This window comes from Shinella pollutisoli, from assembly GCF_024609765.1.
GTDB classification, from domain to species: domain Bacteria; phylum Pseudomonadota; class Alphaproteobacteria; order Rhizobiales; family Rhizobiaceae; genus Shinella; species Shinella pollutisoli.
Genome location: NZ_JANFDG010000008.1, coordinates 123,843 through 142,294 on the forward strand (window position 1 = coordinate 123,843; position 18,452 = coordinate 142,294).

General features: G+C 67.5%; 16 protein-coding genes and 2 riboswitches. Of the genes, 9 read left to right on the plus strand and 7 right to left on the minus strand.

The genetic code is table 11. The features are described 5' to 3' along the window. Nucleotides 1–17: 17 nt before the first annotated feature. The 7 genes from NNZ72_RS08920 to NNZ72_RS08950 form a co-directional block, all read right to left on the minus strand. Nucleotides 18–425 carry a F0F1 ATP synthase subunit epsilon gene (locus NNZ72_RS08920; protein ID WP_257314937.1) on the minus strand — a complete coding sequence of 136 codons (408 nt, stop codon included), beginning with the start codon at nt 423–425 and terminating at the stop codon, nt 18–20. 97 nt (nt 426–522) lie between these two features. Continuing rightward, the gene (atpD, locus tag NNZ72_RS08925) at nt 523–1,968 is read right to left on the minus strand and encodes a F0F1 ATP synthase subunit beta (RefSeq protein ID WP_257314938.1); all 1,446 of its coding nucleotides are present in this window, start codon (nt 1,966–1,968) and stop codon (nt 523–525) included. Nucleotides 1,969–1,992: 24 nt separating this feature from the next. Next, nucleotides 1,993–2,874, minus strand: coding sequence for a F0F1 ATP synthase subunit gamma (locus tag NNZ72_RS08930; protein ID WP_257314939.1), 882 nt, complete (start codon nt 2,872–2,874; stop codon nt 1,993–1,995). A gap of 102 nt (nt 2,875–2,976) precedes the next feature. Further along, nucleotides 2,977–4,506, minus strand: coding sequence for a F0F1 ATP synthase subunit alpha (atpA, locus tag NNZ72_RS08935; protein WP_257314940.1), 1,530 nt, complete (start codon nt 4,504–4,506; stop codon nt 2,977–2,979). Further along, nucleotides 4,506–5,066 (minus strand): F0F1 ATP synthase subunit delta, encoded by a 561-nt coding sequence (locus NNZ72_RS08940; protein ID WP_257314941.1) that lies wholly within the window; start codon nt 5,064–5,066, stop codon nt 4,506–4,508. Before NNZ72_RS08940 ends, atpA begins: the two co-directional genes overlap by 1 nt. Nucleotides 5,067–5,300: 234 nt before the next feature. Continuing rightward, nucleotides 5,301–5,684, minus strand: coding sequence for an AGROH133_08824 family phage infection protein (locus NNZ72_RS08945; RefSeq protein ID WP_257314942.1), 384 nt, complete (start codon nt 5,682–5,684; stop codon nt 5,301–5,303). Nucleotides 5,685–5,869: 185 nt separating this feature from the next. Further along, entirely contained in the window at nt 5,870–8,074 is a 2,205-nt protein-coding gene (locus NNZ72_RS08950; protein WP_257314943.1) for a primosomal protein N', read from the minus strand. A 307-nt stretch (nt 8,075–8,381) separates the two neighbouring features. On the opposite strand from NNZ72_RS08950, the gene NNZ72_RS08955 reads away from it, so the two are divergent. From NNZ72_RS08955 to nrdF, 9 genes are all read left to right on the plus strand, one after another. After that, nucleotides 8,382–9,317: a tyrosine recombinase XerC gene (locus NNZ72_RS08955; protein ID WP_257314944.1), complete on the plus strand. Its 936-nt coding sequence runs from the start codon at nt 8,382–8,384 to the stop codon at nt 9,315–9,317. Nucleotides 9,318–9,388: 71 nt separating this feature from the next. Beyond that, nucleotides 9,389–10,483: a TraB/GumN family protein gene (locus NNZ72_RS08960; protein ID WP_257314945.1), complete on the plus strand. Its 1,095-nt coding sequence runs from the start codon at nt 9,389–9,391 to the stop codon at nt 10,481–10,483. Nucleotides 10,484–10,562: 79 nt separating this feature from the next. Then, nucleotides 10,563–10,769: riboswitch (cobalamin riboswitch) on the plus strand. Between the two features lie 102 nt (nt 10,770–10,871). Beyond that, nucleotides 10,872–13,202 (plus strand): 5-methyltetrahydropteroyltriglutamate--homocysteine S-methyltransferase, encoded by a 2,331-nt coding sequence (gene metE / locus NNZ72_RS08965; protein ID WP_257314946.1) that lies wholly within the window; start codon nt 10,872–10,874, stop codon nt 13,200–13,202. Continuing rightward, complete coding sequence (locus NNZ72_RS08970; protein WP_257314947.1) at nt 13,199–13,675, plus strand: acyl-CoA thioesterase; 477 nt, start codon at nt 13,199–13,201, stop codon at nt 13,673–13,675. Before metE ends, NNZ72_RS08970 begins: the two co-directional genes overlap by 4 nt. An 18-nt stretch (nt 13,676–13,693) precedes the next feature. Continuing rightward, on the plus strand, nt 13,694–14,020 hold the full coding sequence (locus NNZ72_RS08975; protein WP_257314948.1) for an acyl-CoA thioesterase: 327 nt from the start codon (nt 13,694–13,696) through the stop codon (nt 14,018–14,020). Nucleotides 14,021–14,046: 26 nt separating this feature from the next. Continuing rightward, nucleotides 14,047–14,263, plus strand: a riboswitch (cobalamin riboswitch). Between the two features lie 245 nt (nt 14,264–14,508). Then, nucleotides 14,509–14,730 carry a glutaredoxin-like protein NrdH gene (nrdH, locus tag NNZ72_RS08980; RefSeq protein WP_257314949.1) on the plus strand — a complete coding sequence of 74 codons (222 nt, stop codon included), beginning with the start codon at nt 14,509–14,511 and terminating at the stop codon, nt 14,728–14,730. A gap of 11 nt (nt 14,731–14,741) precedes the next feature. Next, nucleotides 14,742–15,140, plus strand: a complete 399-nt coding sequence (nrdI, locus tag NNZ72_RS08985; RefSeq protein ID WP_257314950.1) for a class Ib ribonucleoside-diphosphate reductase assembly flavoprotein NrdI — start codon at nt 14,742–14,744, stop codon at nt 15,138–15,140. Continuing rightward, nucleotides 15,137–17,278, plus strand: a complete 2,142-nt coding sequence (gene nrdE / locus NNZ72_RS08990) for a class 1b ribonucleoside-diphosphate reductase subunit alpha (protein ID WP_257314951.1) — start codon at nt 15,137–15,139, stop codon at nt 17,276–17,278. Before nrdI ends, nrdE begins: the two co-directional genes overlap by 4 nt. Nucleotides 17,279–17,475: 197 nt before the next feature. Then, entirely contained in the window at nt 17,476–18,450 is a 975-nt protein-coding gene (nrdF, locus tag NNZ72_RS08995; RefSeq protein ID WP_257314952.1) for a class 1b ribonucleoside-diphosphate reductase subunit beta, read from the plus strand. Nucleotides 18,451–18,452 lie beyond the last annotated feature (2 nt).

The following is an 18,452-nucleotide window of genomic DNA, read 5'->3' on the forward strand; positions in this document are numbered from 1 at the left end:
CGAAGACGCGGAAAGGATCAGGCGGGAACGACGATGCCCTGCAGCGTGGTCAGTTCGGCGAGGTAGCTTTCCAGGCCGAAGCGCTGCTCGTCGCCGGAGGCCTTCTCCAGCTCGGCGCGCGCGGCGTCGATCCGCCTGGCGATGTCGGCGCTCTTGAAGTCGTCGACATGGACGGCCGATTCGGCGAGCAGCGTGCAGCCGGTCGGCAGGATGTCCGCGAAGCCGCCGAAGACGACGTAGCGGTCGGTCTTGCCGTCGGCCGCCTTGACGGTGACGACGCCAGGCTTGATCGTCGTCATGGCCGGCGCATGGTTGGCCATGACGGTCATCTCGCCCTCGCTCGCCGGGATGACGACCTCGCTGACGCGGCCGGAAACCAGCAATTGCTCAGGGGAAACGAGTTCGAAGTTGAATTCTGTTGCCATGACCCATTTAGCGAATAGCGAATAGCGAATAGCGAATGGAATTCCTATTCGGCGTCCGCATGTCCCCTATTCGCTACTCCCTATTCCCTATTCGCTGTTAGGCAGCCTCGGCGGCCAGCTTCTTGGCCTTCTCGACGGCTTCCTCGATGGAGCCGACCATGTAGAAGGCGGCTTCCGGCAGGTGGTCGTATTCGCCGTTGACGAGGCCCTTGAAGCCCTTGATCGTGTCTTCCAGCGAGACGAGCTTGCCCGGCGAGCCGGTGAAGACTTCGGCGACGTGGAACGGCTGCGACAGGAAGCGCTCGATCTTGCGGGCGCGGGCGACGGCCAGCTTGTCTTCTTCGGACAGTTCGTCCATGCCGAGGATGGCGATGATGTCCTGGAGCGCCTTGTAGCGCTGCAGCGTGCCCTGCACCTTGCGCGCGACCTCGTAGTGCTCCTCGCCGACGACCATCGGGTCGAGCATGCGCGAGGTGGAGTCGAGCGGGTCCACGGCCGGGTAGATGCCCTTCTCGGCGATCGAGCGCGACAGAACGGTCGTCGCGTCGAGGTGGGCGAACGAGGTCGCCGGCGCCGGGTCGGTCAGGTCGTCGGCGGGAACGTAGATCGCCTGGACCGAGGTGATCGAGCCCTTGGTGGTGGTGGTGATGCGTTCCTGCAGCGCGCCCATGTCGGTGGCGAGCGTCGGCTGGTAGCCCACGGCCGAGGGGATGCGGCCGAGGAGCGCCGACACTTCCGAACCCGCCTGGGTGAAGCGGAAGATGTTGTCGACGAAGAACAGAACGTCCTGGCCCTTGTCGCGGAAGTCCTCGGCGATGGTGAGGCCGGTCAGCGCGACGCGGGCGCGCGCGCCCGGCGGCTCGTTCATCTGGCCGTAGACGAGCGCGCACTTGGAGCCGGCGGCCGAGCCGTTGTTCTCGCGCGGGTCGACGTTCACCTTGGATTCGATCATCTCGTGGTAGAGGTCGTTGCCCTCGCGGGTGCGCTCGCCCACGCCGGCGAACACGGAGTAGCCGCCGTGCGCCTTGGCGACGTTGTTGATCAGTTCCATGATGAGAACCGTCTTGCCGACGCCGGCGCCGCCGAACAGGCCGATCTTGCCGCCCTTGGCATAGGGCGCGAGCAGGTCGACGACCTTGATGCCGGTGACGAGGATCTGGGCTTCCGTCGACTGCTCGACATAGTCCGGGGCCGGCTGGTGGATGGCGCGGCGTGCCGTCGTCTCGACCGGACCGGCCTGGTCGACCGGCTCGCCGATGACGTTGATGATGCGGCCGAGCGTCTCGTCGCCGACCGGAACCGAGATCGGCGCGCCGGTGTCGCGCACGTCCTGGCCGCGCACGAGACCTTCCGTCGAGTCCATGGCAATGGTGCGGACGGTGTTCTCGCCGAGGTGCTGGGCGACCTCGAGAACGAGGCGGTTGCCGTTGTTCTCGGTTTCCAGCGCGTTCAGGATCTGCGGCAGTTCGCCTTCGAAGGCCACGTCGACGACGGCGCCGATGACCTGGGTCACCTTGCCGGTGGAAAGAGCTGCGTCAGCCATTTTCCTTAACCTCTTTGTTCTGGTTCAGAGCGCTTCGGCGCCCGAGATGATTTCGATGAGTTCCTTGGTGATCTGAGCCTGGCGCTGACGGTTGTAGCTCAGCGTCAGCTTGTTGATCATCTCACCGGCATTGCGGGTCGCGTTGTCCATGGCGCTCATCTTGGCACCCATCTCGCCGGCGACGTTCTCGAGCAGCGCCCGGAAGATCTGCACGGAGATGTTGCGCGGGATGAGGTCGCCGAGGATCGCGGCGGCGTCCGGCTCGTAGTCGTAGATCGCGGTCGCGCCTTCGACCTGCTCCACGGCGGCCGGCGCGGAGGCGGGAACGAGCTGCAGGGCCGTCGGCACCTGCGCGATGACCGACTTGAACTCGGAGTAGAACAGGGTGCAGACGTCGAACTCGCCCTTCTCGAACAGCGCGATGACCTTGCGGCCGATCTGGTCGGCGTTCTCGAAGCCGATCTTCTTGACGTCGCGCAGCTCGATGCGATCGATGATCAGCGAGGCGAAGTCGCGCCGCAGGATGTCGAAGCCCTTCTTGCCGACGCAGATGATCTTCACGGTCTTGCCGGCCGCGAGCAGCTTGCGGGTATGGTCGCGGGCGAGACGGGCGATCTGCGAGTTGAAGCCGCCGCAAAGGCCGCGCTCGGCCGTGCAGACGACGAGCAGGTGAACCTGGTCCTTGCCCGTGCCGGTCATCAGGCGGGGGGCCGAATCGTCCTGGCCGACGGCCTGGGCGATGTTGGCGAGAACGGCGCTCATGCGCTGCGAATAGGGCCGGGCGGCCTCGGCCGCTTCCTGGGCGCGCCGAAGCTTCGCCGCGGCGACCATCTTCATCGCCTTGGTGATCTTCTGCGTCGCCTTGACGGAGGCGATCCGGTTTTTCAGATCCTTAAGTGAAGGCATCCGTTTTCCGTCCTGTAACACGATCCCCGAGGATCATGCGTCAATCGAAGGTCCTGATCGGCCCGCGCGCCTCAGGCGCGCGGGCCGTCGAAGGGGTTCGCCTCAGCCGAAGCTCTTGGCGTAGCTGTCAAGCGCAGCCTTGAGCTTGCCCTTGGTGTCGTCGCTGATCGCCTTCTCGCTGCGGATCGTGTCAAGGATCGCCTTGCCTTCCGAGCGCAGGTAGCCGAGCAGGCCCTGCTCGAACTTGCCGACGTCGGAGACGGCGATCTTGTCGAGGTAGCCGTTGACGCCGGCGAAGATCACCGCGACCTGCTCTTCCGTCTTCAGCGGCGAGAACTGCGGCTGCTTCAGGAGCTCCGTCAGGCGGGCGCCGCGGTTCAGGAGGCGCTGCGTGGCGGCGTCGAGGTCCGAGCCGAACTGGGCGAAGGCGGCCATCTCGCGATACTGGGCGAGCTCGCCCTTGATCGAGCCGGCGACCTGCTTCATCGCCTTGATCTGCGCCGACGAGCCGACGCGGGAGACCGACAGGCCGACGTTCACGGCCGGGCGGATACCCTGGTAGAACAGGTCCGTCTCGAGGAAGATCTGGCCGTCGGTGATCGAGATCACGTTGGTCGGGATGAAGGCCGAGACGTCGTTGCCCTGCGTCTCGATGACCGGAAGGGCGGTCAGCGAGCCGGCGCCGTTCTCGTCGTTGAGCTTGGCGGCGCGTTCGAGCAGGCGCGAGTGCAGGTAGAAGACGTCGCCCGGATAGGCTTCGCGGCCCGGCGGGCGGCGCAGCAGCAGCGACATCTGGCGGTAGGCGACGGCCTGCTTGGACAGGTCGTCATAGCCGATGAGGGCGTGCTTGCCGTTGTCGCGGAAATATTCGCCCATCGCGCAGCCGGCGAAGGGGGCGAGGTACTGCATCGGCGCCGGGTCGGAGGCCGTGGCGGCGACGATGATCGAATACTGCAGCGCGCCGCGCTCTTCCAGAACCTTCACGAACTGGGCGACCGTCGAACGCTTCTGGCCGATGGCGACGTAGACGCAGTACAGCTTGTCGCCGTCCGGGCCGTTGTCGTGGATGGCCTTCTGGTTGAGGATCGTGTCGAGGATGATCGCGGTCTTGCCGGTCTGGCGGTCGCCGATGACGAGCTCGCGCTGGCCGCGGCCGACCGGGATCAGGGCGTCGATGGCCTTGAGGCCGGTCGACATCGGCTCGTGCACCGACTTGCGCGGGATGATGCCGGGCGCCTTGACGTCGACGCGGGCGCGCTGCGTCGCGTTGATCGGGCCCTTGCCGTCGATCGGGTTGCCGAGCGCGTCGACAACGCGGCCGAGCAGTTCCGGACCGACCGGCACGTCGACGATGGCGCCCGTGCGCTTGACCGTGTCGCCTTCCTTGATGTCGCGGTCCGAACCGAAGATGACGACGCCGACGTTGTCGCTTTCGAGGTTCAGCGCCATCCCGCGGATGCCGCCGGGGAACTCCACCATTTCGCCGGCCTGGACGTTGTCGAGGCCGTAGACGCGGGCGATGCCGTCACCGACGGAGAGCACCTGGCCGACTTCCGAGACTTCCGCCTCTTTGCCGAAGTTTTTGATCTGATCTTTGAGAATTGCGGAGATTTCCGCGGCGCGGATATCCATCAGCCGACCTCTTTCAGTGCAAGCTTAAGGGTAGAGAGTTTGGTGCGAAGGGAGGTGTCGATCTGGCGGGACCCGACCTTGACGATCAGACCACCGAGAATGGACGGGTCGACGGTGACGGCAACCGCCACGTCTTTGCCGGTGACGCCTTTCAGCGCCGCCTTCAATTCTTTTTCCTGCGCTGCGGTCAGCGCATGGGCCGAGGTGACCTCCGCCGTGATCTCGCCGCGATGACGGGCGGCGATCGTGCGGTAGGCCCTGATCATGCCGGGAACCGCGAAGAGGCGGCGATTGCCGGCCACGACCTTGAGGAAGTTGGCGACAAGGCCCGTGATGCCGGCCTTCCCGGCGATGGCGGCGACGGCCCTGGCCTGATCCTCGGCGGAGAAGACGGGGCTGGCGATCAGCCGCTTGAGATCGTCGCTCTCGTCGATCAGCGCCTGGAACCGGTCCAGGTCCGCACCCACGGCGTCGGCCGAGCCGGCTTCCAGCGCGAGGTCGAAAAGCGAGGACGCGTATCTTTCTGCGACACCGGAAACAAGCTGGGATGTGTCTGCCACGGGCTCGAGCTTCTCTGTTATCGTCCGGGGCCTTCCGGACGGCGGCGGCGCCGTCGACCAAAGCCCTGGAATCGTTGCGGTAATCCTCGGTTTTCTCAGGCTTTTTAGCCTGTTTTCCCCGAATTTCGCGGTTCGTCTAGCATAGGAACTGCGGACTCGCAACACGCCTGCCGCAGGAATGCGCCATAAGTCCGCCACACAAGCGGCAAAAATCACGCGATCGTGCGCGTGCCCTCAAAAAAGCTCGAAAACGTAGCCCAGCATGCAGCCCGCAAGCACCGCCTGGACGAGGAGGACGGCGAGGTTCCTCGCCGTGAAGGACCGATCCGACATCAGCGACAGGATGCGGCCGAAGGCGGCGAGCGCGAAGCCGCCGCCGATCGCCATGTAGATCCAGCTCTGCGCCACGAGCAGCGCGACGATCGACAGGCCCGCATGGAAGCCGCCGGCCGAGCGGACGAAGGCGAGGCCCTCGCGGGTGGCCTCGCGCAGCTGGAGCCCGGCGAGCCGGAGCGCCGTACCGGGCGCGAAGAGGGTGAAGAGGCCGAGAAGCCCGCTTGCGATCGCCGCGAGGAAGGCCAGGAGCTCGCCCGTTTCCGTCGGTATGTAGAATTCCATCGCCGCACCTCTCTCCACCAGGCCTTTTCAGACGAAATGCGGCATCGCCGCTCTCCCCTTCTCCCCGTCGTGGAGAAGGGGAGAGCCGCACCCCCGTCCGTCCATACCGTCTTCCGAACCGACTGCCCTTCTAGCGCAGGCGCGCGCGCCGCAGAAGCGGGCGGGCACCGTTCGCACAGAAGATTCTAGAGGAAGCTCTGCGGATCGATGTCGAGCTGCACCTGCAGCGAGGCCCGCTCCTTCGGCCCGTTGGCAAGCATGGTGCGGATGAAGGCCTGCATGTCGCTGCCGCGCCGGCCGTGCACGAGCAGGCGGAAGCGGTGGCGGCCGCGGATCATGGCGAGCGGCGCCTCCGCCGGGCCGAGCACGGAGATTCCCTCGACGCGGGGAGCGGCCTGCCGGAGCCCGCGCGCATGCGCCTCCGCCTCGGCGCGGCTGTCGGCCGAGACGATCACCGAGGCGAGCCGGCCGAAGGGCGGCAGCAGCGCCTTCTCGCGCTCGCCGATCTCGCGCTCGTAGAAGGCCTCCGGGTCGCCGGAGACGATCGCCTGCATGACGGGATGGAGCGGCTGGTAGGTCTGGATCAGGCCGTGGCTCTTCAGCCCAGAGCGGCCGGCGCGGCCCGTCACCTGGTAGAGCAGCTGGAAGGTGCGCTCGGCGGCACGCGGATCGCCGTTGGCAAGCCCGAGATCGGCGTCGACCACGCCCACCAGCGACATCAGCGGGAAATTGTGCCCCTTGGCGACGAGCTGCGTGCCGATGACGATGTCGGCCTCGCCGCGGGCGATCGCCTCCAGTTCCAGCCGCAGCCGCTTCACGCCCATCAGGTCGGAGGAGAGCACGATGGTGCGCGCGTCCGGAAAATGCCGCTCCACCTCCTCGGCGATGCGCTCGACGCCCGGTCCGCAGGCGGCGAGATGATCGAAGGTGCCGCATTCCGGGCAGGCTTCCGGCGTGCGCTCGGCATAGCCGCAATGATGGCACTGGATCTGCCCGCGGAACCGGTGCTCGACCAGCCAGCTCGAGCATTGCGGGCACTGGAAGCGGTGGCCGCAGACCCGGCAGAGCGTCAGCGGCGCATAGCCGCGCCGGTTGAGGAAGAGGAGCGCCTGTTCCTCCTTCTCGATGGTTTTGGCGATGCCGCGCAGCAGCACCGGCGACAGGAAGCCGCCGCGCGCCGGCGGATGGCGGCGCATGTCGACGAGATGCAGGTCCGGCAGCGCCGCGTCGCCGTAGCGCGTCGGCAGGTGCAGCTTGCGGTAGCGCCCGAGATCGGCGTTGACGCGGCTCTCGACCGAGGGCGTCGCCGAGACCAGCACGGCGGGGAAATCGCCGATGCGCGCGCGCACCACCGCCATGTCGCGGGCATTGTAGAAGACGCGGTCCTCCTGCTTGTAGGCGGGATCGTGCTCCTCGTCGACGACGATCAGGCCGAGATTCTCGAAGGGCAGGAACAGCGCGGAGCGCGCGCCGGCAACGACGCGCACCTGCCCCGTCGTCACCTGCCGCCAGACCTTTTCGCGGGTGCGCGGGGCGAGGTCGGAGTGCCATTCGGCGGGCTTGGCGCCGAAACGGTCCTGGAAGCGCTCGAGGAAGCTCGCCGTCAGCGCGATTTCCGGCAGCAGGATCAGCACCTGCCGGCCGGCCCGCAGCGTCTCGGCGATGGCCTCGAAATAGACCTCCGTCTTGCCCGAGCCGGTAATGCCCTCGAGGAGGCTGACGCCGAAGCGGCCGGCCCGCACGCCCTCGACGAGCGCCGCGGCCGTTTCCGTCTGCGGCCCTTCGAGGCGGGGCGCGGCATGGTCCGGATCGGGCGCGGCGACCACCGGCGGCGGCGGCAGGAACACCGTCTCGAAGCTGCCCTGGGCGAGAAGCCCGTCGATGACGCTCGACGAGGTACCGGCGGCATGCGCGAGCCCCGAGCGCGTCCAGGGAAGACCGTCCTCCGTCAGCGCCAGCACCCGCTCGCGCGCCGGCGTCATCCGCTCCGGCCGGTGGCCGGTCGGGCGCAGGCCCTCCACCATCGGCTCGGGATCGAAGGCGGCGGGCGCGCGCAGCGCCATGCGCACGACGAGGCCGGGCGGCGTCAGCGTGTAGCCGGCGACCCAGTCGAGGAATTCCCGCATCTCCTTCGACAGCGGCGGGCAGTCGAACACCGTGTCGATCGGCCGCAATTTCTTGCGCTCGACCTTGCCGTCGTCGCCGCCGTCCCAGACGACGCCGGCGACGAAGCGCGGCCCGAGCGGCACCTTGACGATAGACCCCGGCTCGACCGCCATGCCCTCCGGCACGGCGTAGGAATAGGGCGCCGGCGTCGGCACCGGCACCATCACGGGCACGGTACGAGCCGGGGGCCTTTCCCCGAAAAGGTCGGTCGAATCGCTTTTCATGTCCCTCTTCATGCGCGGCGACCAGCCCCAAGCGCAAGCGTTAGCGAATCCCTAACGCAATTGGCCGATGCTTTGCACGAAACGTAGCGCGTATGGAATGAGACGACGCCATTTCCCCCTTCTCCCCAGCGGGGAGAAGGTGCCGGCAGGCGGATGAGGGGGAGGCCGGAGGCAGGAACAGTCAAGGGTTTTCCTTTGCGTTCCCCCATCCGACCCTTCGGGCCACCTTCTCCCCGCTGGGGAGAAGGGGACAAGGGGCGACGCCGCACTTCACATGCGATTGCGCAGTGCAAACCGGGAATGGATCATGGACGATCTTCTTGTCATCGCCGATCCGGCGCTGATGGCGGAACGGCAGGGCTGGCTCGCGGCACTCGCCGGCGAGCGGCGGCTCTCGGCCCACACGCTCGACGCCTACGAGCGCGACACGCGCCAGTTCCTCACCTTCCTGACGGGACATCTGGCGTCGCCCGCCCGGCTCAAGGACATCGGCGCGCTCAGGCCGGCGGACCTGCGCGCCTTCCTCGCCGCCCGCCGCCGCGACGGCGCCGGTGCGCGCACCCTCGGCCGCGGCCTTGCGGGCCTGCGCTCCTTCCTGCGGCATCTCGAACGCAAGGGGCTGGCCAATGCCGCGGGCGCGGCCGCCGTGCGCTCGCCGAAACAGCCGAAATCGCTGCCGAAGCCGCTCTCCGACCGCCAGGCGATCGCCGTGGTCGACGCCGGCGAGCAGCTGGCCGAGGAAACGTGGGTGCGCGCCCGCAACGCCGCCGTACTGACGCTGCTCTACGGCTGCGGCCTGCGCATCTCCGAAGCGCTGTCGCTGACGCCCGCCGACTTCGCGGGCGCACCGGCCTCGCTGCGCATCTCCGGCAAGGGCGGCAAGACCCGCATCGTGCCGCTGATCGCGCCGGCCCGCGCCGGCGTCGAGGACTACGTGAAACTCTGCCCCTTCGCGCTCGCCGACGACGGCCCGCTCTTCCGCGGCGCGCGCGGCGGACCCTTGCTGCCGGCCATCGTCCAGCGCGAGATGCAGAAGCTGCGCGGCGCGCTCGGCCTGCCGGACAGCGCCACGCCGCATGCGCTGCGCCATTCCTTCGCCACCCACCTGCTCGCCGGCGGCGGGGACCTGCGCACCATCCAGGAGCTGCTCGGCCACGCGAGCCTGTCCACCACCCAGGTCTATACCGGCGTCGATTCCGCGAGGCTCCTCGAAATCTACGACCGGGCGCATCCGCGCGCCTGATCCGGTGAAACGTTAAGCAATTGTGAAGCCGTCGCCGCTAGGGTCGCGGCCGGATCATCAGGAGTTCGATCATGCCCGGCCCCCGAAGCCTTCCTCCCGCCGCCCGGTTGGTCGACAGACTGGCCGACGCGACGCTCTGGCTGACGGCCGCGCTCCATCTGCTCGCCGCCCTCTCCCTGCTCGCCGTGCTCGCCACCCTTTCGCCCGCCCGGGCCGAGCCTCCCGCCTGCAGCGGCCGGAACATCCTCGAACGGCTCGAACGGGACGATCCAGCCGCCTTCGCGACGCTGCGCGCCGAAGCGGACGCCGTGCCGAACGGCAAGGGCATCTTCTGGAGGATCGAGAAGCCGGGCACCGCCCCGTCCTGGCTGCTCGGCACCATGCACGTGACCGACCCCCGCGTGCTCGCCATGCCGGAGCCCGCCCGCGCGGCCTTCGCGGCGGCCGAAACCGTCATCGTCGAATCGGACGAGATCGCCGACGAGAAAAAGGCGGCGGCGGCGATCCTCGCACGCCCCGACCTCACCATGTTCACCGACGGCCGCACGATCACCGATCTCGTCGACGCGGAGGATGCCGAAACGCTCACGGAGGGCCTGAAGCGGCGCGGCCTGTCGCTTGCCGCCGTCGGCCGGATGAAGCCGTGGATGATCGCGAGCTTCGTGGCGCTGCCGCCCTGCGAGATCGCCCGCAAGACCGCCGGCGCCGCCTTCCTCGACCAGAAGCTGGCGAAGGACGCGATCGCGCAAGGCAAGGCGCTGAAGGGCCTGGAAACGCTGGTCGAGCAGATTTCCGCCCTCGATTCGCTGCCGCTCGGGCCGCAGGTTCAGGGCCTCGTCCAGACGCTCGCGCTCGGCGACGGGCTGGAGGACGTCATCGAGACGATGAGCCGTCTCTATCTTTCCGGCGACACCGGCATGATCATGCCGATGATGCGCGCCGCGGCTCCCGAGGAGGGCGACGACGCCGCGGCCTATGCCGAATTCGAGCAGCGCATCATCATCGACCGCAACCACACCATGGCCGAGCGCGCCGCCCCCCTCCTTGCCGCCGGCAACGTCTTCATGGCGGTCGGCGCCCTGCATCTTTCCGGCGAGGAAGGCCTCGTCTCGCTGCTGGCGCGGCAGGGCTTCACGGTGACGCCCGAGACCGTGAAGCCGCAATGATCCGATGCCGCCGGCGCGTCAGATGTGCGCCGCAATATAAAGATATCTTTATATGCCTTGACGAATCCCTCCCGCTACGCGATGCTTTCGCCATCGTGGTTCTCCGGACTCCCGTCCGGAGCTAAGAGGGAATCCGGCACGGCGCATCCGCGTCCATTCCGGAGCTGCCCCCGCAACTGTAGGCGGATAGCCGTCGTCCACCATGTCACTGAGGAAGACGCCTCGGGAAGACGGGCGGCGGCCATGACCCGCAAGCCAGGAGACCTGCCGCGATAGATAACGTCCACGGGCGGGGTGTCCCGGTGTGCCGCTTTTGCGACCGGCCGCCGTATGCGCCGTCCCGCCAATGCGTCCGCCATGCCTTGCCCACAACCTTCGGGGTAAGGAAATGACCATCCAGACTGCAAATCTCGGCTTTCCGAGGATCGGCCGGCATCGCGAGCTGAAATTCGCGCTCGAGGCCTATTGGTCGGGCAAGGCCGACCGGGCGTCGCTGCTCGACGCGGCGAAAAGGCTGCGGGCCGAAAACTGGCGGCTGCAGCGGGAAAAGGGGATCGACGTCATCCCCTCCAACGACTTCTCCCTCTACGACCAGGTGCTCGACACCGCGGTCATGGTCGGCGCCGTGCCCGCCGCCTACGGCTGGACGGGCGGCCCGGTCGACCTCGACACCTATTTCGCCATGGCGCGCGGCGCGACCGGCGCCGGGGCCGCCTGCGGCCATGCCCATCACGGCGGCGGCCACGGCGTGCCGGCGCTGGAGATGACGAAGTGGTTCGACACGAACTACCATTATCTCGTGCCGGAGCTCTCCGCCGACCTCACCTTCGCGCTGACGGAGAACCGGCCGCTCGAGGCCTTCCTGGAGGCAAGGGCGCTCGGCATCCACACCCGGCCGGTCCTGCTCGGCCCCGTCACCTTCCTGAAGCTCGGCAAGACGCGCGACGGCTCGGACCCGCTCGCCCTGCTCGACCGCCTGCTGCCGGTCTATGCCCGGATCCTGCGCGAGCTGTCCGAGGCCGGGGCGGACTGGGTGCAGGTCGACGAGCCGGCGCTCGTCCTCGATCTCTCCGGGGCGGAACGCGATGCGCTGAGGCGCGCCTATGCCGGCCTCGCGCAGGCGGCGCCCGGCCTGCGCCTCCTGGTCGCCACCTATTTCGGGCGGCTCGGCGACAATCTCGATACCGCGCTCTCCCTGCCCGTCGCGGGCCTGCACGTCGACCTCGTGCGCGCACCGGACGAGCTCGACGCCGTCGTCGCCAAGGCGCCCGACGGGCTGCTGCTCTCGCTCGGCGTCATCGACGGCCGCAACGTCTGGCGCGCCGATCTCGCCGCGCTGGCGCGGCGGCTCGCGCCCGCCATCGCCCGCCGCGGGGCGGGGAAGCTGCAGATCGCCCCGTCCTGCTCGCTGCTGCACGTGCCGATCGACACGGCGCTCGAAACCGCGCTCGACGACGAGCTGCGCTCCTGGCTCGCCTTCGCGACGCAGAAGCTGGAGGAGATCGCCCTGCTCGGCCGCCATGCCGGGGGCGACGGGGACGGGCTGGCGGCGGCGGACGGCGCCGTCGGGGCACGGCTCACCTCGGTGCGCGTCCACGACCCGCTCGTGCAGGGCCGTCTCGCGGCACTGGACGGCGCGGCGCAGAGGCGGCACGCGCCCTTCGCCGAGCGCCAGGCGATCCAGCACCGCCGTTTCGGCCTGCCGCTCTTCCCGACCACCACCATCGGCTCCTTCCCGCAGACGGCCGACGTCCGCAAGGCGCGCGCCATGCACCAGAGGGGCGAGCTGAGCTATGCCGACTACAAGGCGTTCCTCGAGCGCGAGACGGCCGCCACGGTGCGCTGGCAGGAGGCGATCGGCCTCGACGTGCTGGTGCACGGCGAGTTCGAGCGCAACGACATGGTGCAGTATTTCGGCGAGCAGCTCTCGGGCTTCGCCTTCACGAAGCACGCCTGGGTGCAGAGCTACGGCTCGCGCTGCGTGCGCCCGCCGGTCATCTACGGCGACGTCTCGCGGCCGAACCCGATGACTCTCGAATGGTGGGCCTACGCGCAGTCCCTGACGGAGAAGCCGGTGAAGGGCATGCTGACGGGGCCGGTGACGATCCTCAACTGGTCCTTCGTGCGCGACGACCTGCCGCGCGAGACCGCGTGCCGGCAGATCGCGCTCGCCATCCGCGACGAGGTCCTCGACCTGGAGAAGGCGGGCGCGGCGATGATCCAGATCGACGAGGCGGCGCTTCGCGAGGGCCTGCCGCTCCGCCGCGCGGACTGGCGCCGCTATCTCGACTGGGCGGTGGAGTGCTTCCGCATATGCGCGGGCGGCGTCGACGACGCGACGCAGATCCACACGCACATGTGCTACTCCGAGTTCAACGACATCATCGAGGCGATCGCCGCGATGGACGCCGACGTCATCTCCATCGAGACCTCGCGCTCGAAGATGGAGCTGCTCGACGCCTTCACGGGCCACGGCTATCCGAACGAGATCGGCCCCGGGGTCTACGACATCCATTCGCCGCGCATCCCGGAGGCCGGCGAGATGCACGCCCTCGTCCGGCTGGCGCGCGAGCGCCTGGAGGACGGCCAGCTCTGGGTGAACCCCGACTGCGGCCTCAAGACCCGCAGGTGGGAGGAGGTGAAGCCGGCGCTCGTCAACATGGTCGAGGCGGCCCGGCGGCTGCGCGGCGACGCGCTGGCCGGCACGGTGACGGCATGAAGCGGGAACAGGCATCGGAAGGGGAGCCGGCCGGCGGGCCGGCCCCCACCACGCTGATCGACATCGTCTTTCCGGGCGACACCAACCATCACGGCACGCTGTTCGGCGGCGCCGGCCTCGCCTACATGGACCGGGCGGCCTTCATCGCCGCCACGCGCCACGGCCGGGTGCCGTTCGTCACGGCGTCCTGCGAGCGCGTCGAGTTCCGCAAGCCGGCGCAGGTCGGGCAGATCGTCACCTTCGCCTCCACGCCCGTCTGGGCCGGACGGCGGTCGCTGACGGTGGAGGTCGAGATGGCCGCCGAGCAGGTCGACGGCGCGGAGCGGGTGCTGTGCACGCGGGGCATCTTCCACATGGTCGCCGTCGGCGCGGAAGGGCTCGCGCCCGACTGGAGCCTGCCGGCGCTGCCCGCGTCGCACGATCCGCTGCCGCCGGACGAGGTGCGGATGACCGACATCGTCTTCGCCGACTAGGCCAACAGCTCCGGCCGGATGTTCGGCGGAGAGGCGCTCGCCTTCATGACCAAGGCCGCCTTCGTCGCCGCCTCCCGCCGCTCGCGGCGCCTGTGCGTGCTCGCCTCGTCCGAGCGCATCGACTTCCGCCATCCCGTCGCGCTCGGCTCGATCGTCGAGGTGGTCGCCCGGGTGGCGGACGTCGGCCGCTCGTCCATGCGCATCGCGGTCGAGCTCTGGTCGGAGGAACTGCTGAGCGGCAGGCGCCGGCGCACGGCGCAGGGTGTCTTCGTCATGGTCGCCGTCGGCGCCGATCATCGCCCGGTGCCGGTTGTCCCCAGGGATATCGTGGGCAAGCCGTCATAGCTGTTGACGCAATTTTTACCTCGTCTACTATATCTTGTGTTCGAGGTTCTTCCGATTCGCAAGCGTCGGAAGCTAAGACGGGAATCCGGGGCGGCCATGACGGCCGCGACAATCCGGAGCTGCCCCCGCAACTGTAAGCGGCGAGCATTCGTCCGTTGCACCACTGAGGCGCCAATGCCTTGGGAAGGTGGACGCATGCGCCGACCCGCAAGCCAGGAGACCTGCCTCGCACGTCAACGTCCACGGGCGGGGTGTCCGGCAGGCGAGCGACGGAGTGCGGAATGACGCCGCCCCGCCGTTTCCCCGAATGTCCCGCATGAACTGCTTCGGGGTGAAGTCCATGTCGATCCTGTTTCCAGCCCATCCGCGCGAGTAGGCGGCGATACCGGCCGCCTTGCGCGGCCGCCCTTCACATCCTTCCCGTCAACGGCCATCGGCGGATGGCCGGACGATCCTTCATGCCCTCCTGCCGCAATACGAGGAAAGCCATGTCCATCACCGTCTACTCCAAGCCCGCCTGCGTCCAGTGCACCGCGACCACCCGCGCGCTCGACCGCCAGGGCATCGACTATACCGTCGTCGACGTCTCCGAGGACGCCGACGCCTTCGCGCTCGTCCGGGACCTCGGCTACCGCCAGGTCCCGGTGGTCGTCGCCGGCGAGCGGCACTGGGCCGGCTTCCGCCCCGACATGATCAGCGCGCTCGCCTGAGAGCCGGGGCGATGGGCGGGCTCGTCTATTTCTCCAGCCGGTCGGAAAACACCCGCCGCTTCGTGGAGAGGCTCGGGATCGGCGCACTGCGGCTGCCGGTCGACGCGAGCGAGGAGCCGCCCGCGGTCGGGGAACCCTTCGTGCTGGTCTCGCCCACCTATGGCGGGGGCGGACCGAAGGGCGCGGTGCCGAAGCCGGTCGTCCGCTTCCTCAACGATGCCCGCAACCGCAGCCTGATCCGCGGCGTGATCGCGGCGGGCAACACCAATTTCGGCACCGGATACGCCATCGCCGGAGACATCATCTCGGCGAAGTGCGCGGTGCCCTTCCTCTACCGTTTCGAGCTGCTCGGCACGGACGAGGACGTCGACAACGTCAGACAGGGACTGGGAAGATTTTGGACACGATGACGCTCGATCGATCCGCCAAGGCGAATGCCGCGCTGGACTACCATGCGCTGAACGCGATGCTGAACCTCTACGACGAGGAGGGCAGGATCCAGCTCGACAAGGACCGGCTGGCGGCGAGGCAGTATTTCCTCCAGCACGTCAACCAGAACACGGTGTTCTTCCATAACCTGAGGGAGAAGCTCGACTACCTGGTGAGCGAGGGCTACTACGAGCAGGAGGTGCTGGACCAGTATGCCTTCAACTTCGTGCGCGACCTCTTCGACCACGCCTATGCGAAGAAGTTCCGCTTCCCGACCTTCCTCGGCGCCTTCAAGTACTACACGTCCTACACGCTGAAGACCTTCGACGGGAAACGCTACCTGGAGCGCTACGAGGATCGCGTCTGCATGGTGGCGATGACGCTCGCGCGCGGCGACGAACAGCTCGCCCGCGATCTCGTCGACGAGATCATCTCCGGCCGCTTCCAGCCGGCGACGCCGACCTTCCTCAACGCCGGCAAGAAGCAGCGCGGCGAGCTCGTCTCCTGCTTCCTGCTGCGCATCGAGGACAACATGGAGAGCATCGGCCGGGCGATCAATTCGGCCCTGCAGCTCTCCAAGCGCGGCGGCGGCGTGGCGCTGTCGCTCACCAACCTGCGCGAGATGGGCGCGCCGATCAAGCAGATCGAGAACCAGTCCTCCGGCGTCATCCCGGTGATGAAGCTGCTCGAAGACTCGTTCTCCTACGCCAACCAGCTCGGCGCGCGGCAGGGAGCGGGCGCGGTCTATCTGCACGCCCATCACCCGGACATCATGCGCTTCCTCGACACCAAGCGCGAGAACGCCGACGAGAAGATCCGCATCAAGACGCTCTCCCTCGGCGTCGTCATCCCCGACATCACCTTCGAGCTCGCGAAGAACAACGAGGACATGTACCTCTTCTCGCCGCACGACGTGGAGCGCGTCTACGGCGTGCCCTTCACCGAGATCTCGGTGACGGAGAAGTACCGCGAGATGGTCGAGGACGGCCGCATCAGGAAGAAGAAGATCAGGGCGCGCGACTTCTTCCAGGTGATCGCCGAGATCCAGTTCGAGAGCGGCTACCCCTACATCATGTTCGAGGACACGGTGAACCGCGAAAACCCCATCGCCGGCCGCATCACCATGAGCAATCTCTGCTCGGAGATCCTGCAGGTGAGCGAGGCGAGCGAATTCAACGACGACCTCTCCTACGCGAAGATGGGCAAGGACATCTCCTGCAACCTCGGCTCGCTCAACATCGCCGCGGCGATGGACAGCCCCGATTTCGGCCGGACGATCGAGACGGCGATCCGCGCGCTGACGGCCGTCTCCGAGATGAGCCACATCTCCTCGGTCCCCTCGATCGAGAAGGGCAATGACGACAGCCACGCCATCGGTCTCGGCCAGATGAACCTGCACGGCTATCTCGCCCGCGAGCGCATCCTCTACGGCTCGGAGGAAGGCATCGACTTCACCAACATCTATTTCTACACGGTGACCTGGCACGCCATCCGTGCCTCGAACCGGCTGGCGGTGGAGAAGGGCAGGAGCTTCAAGGGCTTCGAGAATTCGAAATACGCTTCCGGCGAATACTTCGACAAATACACTGAAGCCGAATGGCTACCCGCGACCGCGACGGTGAGGGCGCTCTTCGAGGAGGCCGGCATCCATATCCCGACGCGGGAGGACTGGCTGGAATTGAAGAAGGCGGTGATGGAGGGCGGGCTCTACAACCAGAACCTCCAGGCCGTGCCGCCGACCGGCTCGATCTCCTACATCAACCACTCGACCTCCTCGATCCATCCGATCGTCTCGAAGATCGAGATCCGCAAGGAGGGCAAGATCGGCCGCGTCTACTATCCGGCCGCCTTCATGACCAACGACAACCTCGACTACTACCAGGACGCCTACGAGATCGGCCCGGAGAAGATCATCGACACCTACGCGGCGGCCACCCGGCACGTCGACCAGGGCCTGTCGCTGACGCTGTTCTTCCGCGACACGGCGACGACGCGCGACATCAACCGGGCGCAGATCTACGCCTGGAAGAAGGGCATCAAGACCATCTACTACATCCGCCTCCGCCAGATGGCGCTCGAGGGCACGGAAGTGCAGGGCTGCGTCTCCTGCGCCTTGTAAGCCCAGGTGGAAGGCCCCCTCATCCGCCTGCCGGCACCTTCTCCCCGACGGGGAGAAGAGGGATGCGGCTCCGTTCTGCCCATCTCGGCCGCAGAGAAGGGCGAAATGTCGGCCACGGGTCTCTTCTCCCCCACGGGGAGAAGGTGCCGGCAGGCGGATGAGGGGGCCCAAATGCACTCGCTTCAAAGGAAATATCGATGAACATGCAATTCAAGCCCGCAAATCGCATCCGCGCCATCAACTGGAACCGCATCGAGGACGACAAGGATCTGGAGGTCTGGAACCGGCTCACCGGCAATTTCTGGCTGCCGGAGAAGGTGCCGCTCTCCAACGACATCCCCTCCTGGGCGATGCTGAAGCCGGAGGAGCAGAGGCTGACGATCCGCGTCTTCACCGGCCTCACCCTGCTCGACACGATCCAGAACGGCGTCGGCGCGGTGAAGCTGATGGCGGATTCCGTCACGCCGCACGAGGAGGCGGTGCTCTCCAACATATCCTTCATGGAGGCGGTGCACGCGCGCTCCTATTCCTCGATCTTCTCGACGCTCTGCCTGACGCCCGACGTCGACGACGCCTATCGCTGGTCGGAGGAGAACGAGTTCCTGCAAAGGAAGTCGGCGCTGATCATGGAGCAATATGCGTCGGGCGATCCGCTGAGGAAGAAGGTCGCGAGCGTCTTCCTCGAAAGCTTCCTGTTCTATTCCGGCTTCTACCTGCCGATGTACTGGTCGAGCCGCGCCAGGCTCACCAACACCGCCGACATGATCCGCCTCATCATCCGCGACGAGGCCGTGCACGGCTACTACATCGGCTACAAGTTCCAGCGCGCCCTGGAGCGGCTGACCGAGGAAGGCCGGCGGGAGATCAAGGATTTCTCCTTCGACCTGCTATTGGAGCTCTACGACAACGAGGCGAAATACACCGAGGAGCTCTACGACGGCGTGGGGCTGACGGAGGACGTCAAGAAGTTCCTGCACTACAACGCCAACAAGGCGCTGATGAACCTCGGCTACGAGGCGCTCTTCCCGCCGGAGGCCTGCCGGGTGAACCCCGCCATCCTCTCGGCGCTGTCGCCCAACGCCGACGAGAACCACGACTTCTTCTCCGGCTCCGGCTCCTCCTACGTCATCGGCAAGGCGGTGGCGACGGAAGACGAGGACTGGGATTTCTGAGG

Coding starts and splice junctions, on each gene's coding strand:
- NNZ72_RS08920 (WP_257314937.1), bottom strand. CDS start 425: ATGGCAACAGAATTCAACTTCGAACTCGTTTCCCCTGAGCAATTGCTG.
- atpD (WP_257314938.1), bottom strand. CDS start 1,968: ATGGCTGACGCAGCTCTTTCCACCGGCAAGGTGACCCAGGTCATCGGC.
- NNZ72_RS08930 (WP_257314939.1), bottom strand. CDS start 2,874: ATGCCTTCACTTAAGGATCTGAAAAACCGGATCGCCTCCGTCAAGGCG.
- atpA (WP_257314940.1), bottom strand. CDS start 4,506: ATGGATATCCGCGCCGCGGAAATCTCCGCAATTCTCAAAGATCAGATC.
- NNZ72_RS08945 (WP_257314942.1), bottom strand. CDS start 5,684: ATGGAATTCTACATACCGACGGAAACGGGCGAGCTCCTGGCCTTCCTC.
- NNZ72_RS08950 (WP_257314943.1), bottom strand. CDS start 8,074: ATGAAAAGCGATTCGACCGACCTTTTCGGGGAAAGGCCCCCGGCTCGT.
- NNZ72_RS08955 (WP_257314944.1), top strand. CDS start 8,382: ATGGACGATCTTCTTGTCATCGCCGATCCGGCGCTGATGGCGGAACGG.
- NNZ72_RS08960 (WP_257314945.1), top strand. CDS start 9,389: ATGCCCGGCCCCCGAAGCCTTCCTCCCGCCGCCCGGTTGGTCGACAGA.
- metE (WP_257314946.1), top strand. CDS start 10,872: ATGACCATCCAGACTGCAAATCTCGGCTTTCCGAGGATCGGCCGGCAT.
- NNZ72_RS08970 (WP_257314947.1), top strand. CDS start 13,199: ATGAAGCGGGAACAGGCATCGGAAGGGGAGCCGGCCGGCGGGCCGGCC.
- NNZ72_RS08975 (WP_257314948.1), top strand. CDS start 13,694: ATGTTCGGCGGAGAGGCGCTCGCCTTCATGACCAAGGCCGCCTTCGTC.
- nrdH (WP_257314949.1), top strand. CDS start 14,509: ATGTCCATCACCGTCTACTCCAAGCCCGCCTGCGTCCAGTGCACCGCG.
- nrdI (WP_257314950.1), top strand. CDS start 14,742: ATGGGCGGGCTCGTCTATTTCTCCAGCCGGTCGGAAAACACCCGCCGC.
- nrdE (WP_257314951.1), top strand. CDS start 15,137: ATGACGCTCGATCGATCCGCCAAGGCGAATGCCGCGCTGGACTACCAT.
- nrdF (WP_257314952.1), top strand. CDS start 17,476: ATGAACATGCAATTCAAGCCCGCAAATCGCATCCGCGCCATCAACTGG.